Here is a 4,307-nt window from a genome sequence, read left to right on the forward strand (position 1 = left end):
TGTTCGTCGTCGGGATCGACGACGGCCCCGTCGAAGCGGTCGCGCGGATCGCGGCGGCCTACCGGTCGCCGGAGTCGGCCGTTCTCGCTATCAACGAGGGACAGGATCCCTCGAGCAATCGGACGCAGTCCGATGATGGAAACGGCGAGGCGGCCATCGCGACCCGCGACGCCGATCCCCTCGGCGCGACCGTCGAGGGCGTCGCTCGCGAACTCGAGACCGGAGGGACCGACGCGGACTCGGAGACGACCCCCGACGCCGGTATCGCGGTCGAGTACGACGTCGGCCACCGGCGCGGCTACCTTCGATACGACCCGGACGTGGACGAATCGGCGATCGTCGCGGCAGTGAGGGAGTTCCGATGAGCCGGCGCGCGACGATCAGGACGGATCACGGCGACGCGGCCCTCATCGCGCGGGCGCTCAGCCCGGACAACACCGACGAGATGTCGACGACCGTCGAACGCGACGGTGAGACGACAGACGCGGATGACGATGAGACGGCAGCAGACGACGAGGCGACGACAGACGCGACCGAGGGAACGGCGGGCACGATCGTCACGCGGATCGACCGCGAGACGACGAGCGGCCTCCGATCGACGGTCGACGACTACGTCGTCAACCTCGAGGTCGCGATCGACGTGACGTCGCAGGCACGGACAGTACAGCACGCGGAACCGGCGGACACGGGACCTGTGTCCGAACGCGGTAGCGACTCAACACACGATACAACACAATGAGTGAACGATCAGTTTCACGCGCGAAACAGGAGAAGCGGTGGTACACCGTCCTGGCACCCGAACAGTTCGACCGCCAGGAACTCGGCGAAACCCCCGCTGACGAACCGGAAAAGGTCTACGACCGAACCATCGAAACGACGCTCGGCGACCTCAACAACAACGCCAGCGAGAACAACACGAAGCTCACCTTCAAGATCACCGACGTGGGGAGCGACAGCGCGTACACGGAGTTCGTCGAACACTCCCTGACGCGGGACTACCTGCGCTCGCTGGTCCGCCGCGGTGCCTCGAAGATCGAGGCCTACGTCACCGTCCTCACGACGGACGACTACCGCGTCCAGATCCAGCCCGTCGCCTTCACGACGAAAAAGGCCGACGCGAGCCAGGAGAAGGCCATCCGCGAGCAGATGGTCGCGATGATCGAGGACGCCGCCGAGGACCGCACCTTCGAGGAGATCATCGACAGCGTCGTCGAGGGACATCTCTCCTCCGCGATCTACGGCGAATCCAAGACGATCTACCCGCTTCGCCGCGTCGAGATCCAGAAGGCCACCCTCGAGGCACACCCCGAAGAAGTCGCCGAAGAGGAAGCGACCGCGGTCGACGTCGACGACGAAGACATCGCTGCGGACGACTGAAACCGTCGCCGAGCGCGATCGATTTTCGCAGTACCGATTTCGACATTTTGGGCCGAAACCGACCGACAGCAGTCCGTCTCAGAGCTCGAGTTCTTCGGCCGACTCCACGTCGAACCGGGTCACCGTGGGCTCGCCGGCGAGCAGTTCCGGTAACGCCACGGAAAACTCCTGGAAGTGATCGGATTGCGCGTGTGCGCCGAACGCCGCCTCGTCCTCGTACCGTTCGAAAAAGCGGACGACGTTCGGATCGGAGACGTCCGTCGTCGCCCGGTAGTCGATCACCCCGTCTTCTCGCTGTGACTCGGTGACGAGCTCCTCAATCAACTCGAGCGCGTCGTCGCGGCGGTCGGGGTCGATCGGGAAGCTCGCGTGAATAACGATCATTGCAGCAGTGAAATTCGACCGGGAGGGGATAAAAGTAGTCCGCGAGGCTCGAGCCGGCGGCCTTCGGCGGCCGTCACTCCGAAACGACGATTTCGCCGATCATCTCGGCCCCTTCGTGGGGAATGCAGAAGTATTCGTACGTCCCGGGGACCTCGAAGGTGTGCTCGAACGTCTCGCGCGTCCCGAGTTGACCGCCGTGATCGTCCCACCCCTCGTAGGCGGCCGTCTGACTCTCGTAGCCGCCGGATGCGAAATAGTCCGCAGCGTCAGGAATTAGTGCTTCGTAGGCCGTGACGGTGTGGTAGGCCTCGCTCGTATTCTTCCAGACCACCGTGTCGCCGGCGGCGATCTCGTACACCTCGGGGAGGAACTCGGTTCGGTTCATCCCGATGTGGCAGTTGTCGCCGGTGCAAGGATCGTCCTCGAGGACGCTGAGCGCGGACGAACACCCCGCGAGACCGGCCGAGGCGGCGGTTCCGACGGCGGCGAGATAGGCACGCCGGTGCATACGTGATCGTTAGGAGAGTTCCGGTATAACCGCCCCGGTTCAGTCCTCGAAAGTGGGAACGCTCGGGAAACGAAAACACGTAAGGTAGCTCCCCGTCGATTCCGGGCATATGCTTCCCCGGTTCGTCGGTCGGCTCGGCGTCGCCGACGCGGTGACGATCGCCAACGCCGCGCTGGGGTTCGTCGCGGTCGTCGTCGCGGTCGTCGACATCGATCTGGCAGCCCGGCTGATCCTCCTGGCGGCCATCGCGGACGGCCTCGACGGCATCCTCGCTCGCCGCTATGGCGGCACGGACGCCGGCCCGTACCTCGATTCGCTCGCCGACGTCGCCTCCTTCGCCGTCGCACCCGCCGTCCTCTCCTTCGTCGTCGTGCGGGACGGCCTCGGAATCGATTTCAGCGTGATCACCGCCGAACTCCTGCTCGTGACGACGGTCTGTGCGCTGTTCGTCGCGATGGCCGTCACCCGACTCGGAATGTACACCGCCTACGATATCTCCGGTAGCTACACCGAAGGCGTTCAGACGACGCTGGCCGCGACGATCCTCGGTGCAGCGATCCTCGCCGGCGAGACCCAGCCGTGGCTCGTGCTCGCGGTCACCGGCGCGTTCTGTTACCTGATGGTCTCGCGGATCCAGTACCCCGACCTGCTGGCTCGAGACGCCGCCATCATGGGCGTCATCCACGCCCTCGCGATCCTGGTTCCCGATTTCGTCGGTCGGACCTTTCCGTACGCCCTCCTGACGCTCGGGCTGGCGTACATGGTGCTCAGCCCCTGGCTGTACTGGGGCGACGCCGAGCGAACCGGTACGGTCGACGTGCATGGAAACGCTTAGGGCCGTGCTGACACGACCGTAGGGTATGGACACTGTCACGCGTCGGCGTCGCCTCGAGGTGGGACGATGAGCGGGGACGAGGCGAACGGTGACGACGGGGGCGCAGCAGAGCAGCCGGACGAGGAGGAGGGGGAGCCGGTCGACCTCGAGGAGATCCGCGAGCGACTCGAGGCGCTGGCCGCTGATCTCGAGGGACTCGATTCGACCCTCGAGGCGGCCGAGACCGAGGACGACCTCGACGTGGTCGAGGCGGACCTCGAGTCGTTCCGGACCGAACTCGAAAGTGTCGAGGTACCGGAGCCGCCCGAAACCGACGAGGACGAGGCGGACGAAGATGCGGAACCCGCGCCGGAAGCGGAGCTTCAGGAGCAATACGACGAGATCGAGAGCGACCTCTCGGACCTCGAGTCCGACCTCGAGGACCAGCGGGGCCCCTACGGCGACGACGTCGTGAGCGAGATCGACGACGCGAGCGGGACGATCACGGGCACCCGCTGGACGGAGGAGGGCAAGGCCGAACTGATCGAAGCCGTCGACGACTTCCTCGACGAGTTGAACGACCTGCTCGGCGGTTCGGTCACGTTGGTCAATCAGGGCGAGACGGTCCCCGAACAGCTCGACGCGACCCTCGATGACGCGAGCGAGGCCGTCGAAGACGCCGCACTCGACGCCGACGACGACGCCGAGACGATCGCCGGCCTGCTCGAAGCGACCGACGATCTGCAGAGCGATATCGATGACGCGACCGAGTGGACCGACCTCGAGATCCGCGAGCAGCTCCGCCGCGAGGGCTACTACGACGTGCTCGATCACGTCAAGGACTTCCCGCCGGAGTGGCACGCGCTCAAGGTTCACGAGAAGCAGGGAAACGTCGATCAGATCCTGCTCGCCCTCGAGACGTTCGACTCCGACTTCATGGAGGAACACTGCATGGAGGCCCTCGAGCGGATGGGTCCCGAGGAGGCCATCGACCCGATGCTCCAGAAGGCCAACCGCCGCGATCAGGCCGCGATGGCCGTCCTCGGGAAGATCGGCGTCGACGACGAGGAGATCGTCGAGACGCTGGTCGATTACGTCGACTCCAACCCGAACCTCCAGCAGCCCGCGTTCCGCGCCCTCGGCGAAATCGGTGCCGCGGACGCGGTCGAGCCGATCGCTCAGCAGCTCGTCGCCGACGAGGCGGACGTTCGGAGTTGGGCCGCT

General features: G+C 65.6%; 6 protein-coding genes and 1 pseudogene. 5 read left to right on the plus strand and 2 right to left on the minus strand.

The window, feature by feature from the left end; genetic code table 11:
• The 3 genes and pseudogenes from PGX04_RS27040 to PGX04_RS27050 all read left to right on the plus strand — a co-directional run.
• Window positions 1–365 (plus strand): annotated as a pseudogene (locus tag PGX04_RS27040) (hypothetical protein); the annotation flags it as partial.
• Entirely contained in the window at window positions 362–739 is a 378-nt protein-coding gene (locus PGX04_RS27045; RefSeq protein WP_273741317.1) for a KEOPS complex subunit Pcc1, read from the plus strand. The pseudogene PGX04_RS27040 and the gene PGX04_RS27045, both read left to right, overlap by 4 nt.
• A complete protein-coding gene (locus PGX04_RS27050) occupies window positions 736–1,377 on the plus strand; it encodes a 30S ribosomal protein S3ae (protein WP_273741318.1) in 642 nt (213 codons plus the stop codon). Before PGX04_RS27045 ends, PGX04_RS27050 begins: the two co-directional genes overlap by 4 nt.
• 78 nt (window positions 1,378–1,455) lie before the next feature.
• Here PGX04_RS27050 and PGX04_RS27055 read toward each other — a convergent pair whose 3' ends face one another.
• Both PGX04_RS27055 and PGX04_RS27060 read right to left on the minus strand, forming a co-directional pair.
• Window positions 1,456–1,761, minus strand: a complete 306-nt coding sequence (locus PGX04_RS27055; protein WP_273741319.1) for a putative quinol monooxygenase — start codon at window positions 1,759–1,761, stop codon at window positions 1,456–1,458.
• Between the two features lie 73 nt (window positions 1,762–1,834).
• The gene (locus PGX04_RS27060; RefSeq protein WP_273741320.1) at window positions 1,835–2,269 is read right to left on the minus strand and encodes a cupredoxin domain-containing protein; all 435 of its coding nucleotides are present in this window, start codon (window positions 2,267–2,269) and stop codon (window positions 1,835–1,837) included.
• 109 nt (window positions 2,270–2,378) lie between these two features.
• Between PGX04_RS27060 and PGX04_RS27065 the strand changes: the two genes are divergently transcribed.
• Together PGX04_RS27065 and PGX04_RS27070 are read left to right on the plus strand one after the other, a co-directional pair.
• Window positions 2,379–3,104 carry a protein sorting system archaetidylserine synthase gene (locus PGX04_RS27065; protein ID WP_273741321.1) on the plus strand — a complete coding sequence of 242 codons (726 nt, stop codon included), beginning with the start codon at window positions 2,379–2,381 and terminating at the stop codon, window positions 3,102–3,104.
• Between the two features lie 66 nt (window positions 3,105–3,170).
• Window positions 3,171–4,307, plus strand: a 1,137-nt coding sequence (locus PGX04_RS27070) for a HEAT repeat domain-containing protein (RefSeq protein WP_273741322.1), incomplete at its 3' end; no start/stop codon positions are given.

It is taken from the genome of Natrinema soli (assembly GCF_028618695.1).

What these genes read in the sequence shown, in the direction of transcription:
- PGX04_RS27065 (WP_273741321.1), top strand. Translation starts at nt 2,379, where the DNA reads ATGCTTCCCCGGTTCGTCGGTCGGCTCGGCGTCGCCGACGCGGTGACG.
- PGX04_RS27060 (WP_273741320.1), bottom strand. Translation starts at nt 2,269, where the DNA reads ATGCACCGGCGTGCCTATCTCGCCGCCGTCGGAACCGCCGCCTCGGCC.
- PGX04_RS27055 (WP_273741319.1), bottom strand. Translation starts at nt 1,761, where the DNA reads ATGATCGTTATTCACGCGAGCTTCCCGATCGACCCCGACCGCCGCGAC.
- PGX04_RS27045 (WP_273741317.1), top strand. Translation starts at nt 362, where the DNA reads ATGAGCCGGCGCGCGACGATCAGGACGGATCACGGCGACGCGGCCCTC.
- PGX04_RS27050 (WP_273741318.1), top strand. Translation starts at nt 736, where the DNA reads ATGAGTGAACGATCAGTTTCACGCGCGAAACAGGAGAAGCGGTGGTAC.